The organism is Falsiroseomonas sp. RANM36, assembly GCF_056682175.1.
Genome location: NZ_JBWXTD010000003.1, coordinates 70480 through 71952, shown reverse-complemented (window position 1 = coordinate 71952; position 1473 = coordinate 70480). Strand labels below are relative to the sequence as shown.

Annotated in this window: 2 protein-coding genes; both read left to right on the top strand. The window is 74.3% G+C overall.

Going from position 1 to position 1473, the window contains the following annotated elements; all coding sequences use genetic code 11:
- Nucleotides 1-1250: leucyl aminopeptidase (locus tag AC1MIR_RS05275; protein WP_480027138.1), on the top strand; the 1250-nt coding region annotated here is incomplete at its 5' end.
- A 26-nt stretch (nt 1251-1276) separates the two neighbouring features.
- Nucleotides 1277-1473 (top strand): hypothetical protein (locus tag AC1MIR_RS05270; RefSeq protein WP_480027137.1); only part of this gene is annotated, 197 nt, incomplete at its 3' end.

The window sequence follows — 1473 nt, the reverse complement described above, 5'->3', positions numbered from 1 at the left end:
GGGCCCGGGGGGGGCCGCTCCCCCGGGGGGGGGCGGTCGGGGCGGGGGGCGCCTGGGCGCGGGCGGGCGCGCTGGCGCGCGCGGCGACCGTGGCCGCCGAGGCGCTGCAGCCCGCGCTCGCCGCGCAGCTCGGCTTCGGCGCGGTGCTGCGCGCCTGGCGCTTCGACCGCTACCGCACGAAGGAGAAGGAGGAGGACAAGCCGAAGCTCGAGCGGCTGGCCATCGCCACCGGCAACGCGACGGCCGCGAAGAACGCCTTCGCGCCGCTGCGCGCCGTCGCCGACGGCGTCTTCCTGGCCCGCGAGCTGGTCAGCGAGCCGCCCAATGTGCTGCACCCGGTCGAATTCGCCGAGCGCTGCAAGGGGCTGGAGCGCCTCGGCGTCGAGGTCGAGGTGATGGGGCCGAAGGAGCTGAAGCGCCTCGGCTTCGGCGCGATGCTCGGCGTGGCGCAGGGCTCGGCGCATGAGGCGCGCATGGTGGTCATGCAGTGGAAGGGCGCGCCGCGCGGCAGGAAGCAGCGGCCGCTGGCGCTGATCGGCAAGGGCGTGACCTTCGACACCGGCGGCATCTCCATCAAGCCCGCCGGCGGCATGGAGGACATGAAGTGGGACATGGCCGGCGCCGGCGCGGTGGTCGGCGCGATGGCCGCGCTCGCCGGGCGCAAGGCGAAGGCGGATGTCGTCGGGCTGGTCGGCCTCGTCGAGAACATGCCCTCCGGCACGGCGCAGCGGCCGGGCGACGTGGTGAAGACCGCCTCCGGCCAGACGGTGGAGGTGATCAACACCGATGCCGAGGGGCGCCTCGTACTCGCGGACGTGATGTGGTACTGCCAGGACCGCTTCGACCCGAGCGGCATGGTGGACCTGGCGACACTGACCGGCGCGATCATCATCGCGCTCGGCCATGAGCATGCGGGGCTGTTCAGCAACGACGACACGCTGGCGCAGCAGGTGATCGCGGCCGGCGCGGCGGTGGGCGAGAAGTGCTGGCGCATGCCGCTCGCGGACGCCTACGACAAGCAGATCAAGTCCGACATCGCGGACATGAAGAACGTGGGCGGGCGTCCCGGCGGCTCGATCACCGCGGCGCAGTTCCTGCAGCGCTTCACGAACGGCAAGCCCTGGGCGCATCTCGACATCGCCGGCACCGCCTGGAGCAGCAAGGATGCCGCGACGGTGCCGAAGGGCGCGACCGCCTTCGGCGTGCGGCTGCTGGATCGCCTCGTCGCGGAGACGCTGGAGGAGGGCTGAGGCGAGGAGGGGCCGGGCACCCTTCCGTGCTGAAGGTCGCGTTTCGCCGCAGCGTGCCGGATGCGGACCTTCCCTTGGCGGGGCCGGGGGCGGCGGGGCCCGGGGACCGCGCGGCGCTGGCCGCGGCCCGGCGTTTCCGCGCCGCGGCCGGGCAGGCGATGGAAGGATTGCCGAGCAGCGCCGGCAGGGCGCGCACCAGCACCGCGCCCGGGCCGAAGCCCTC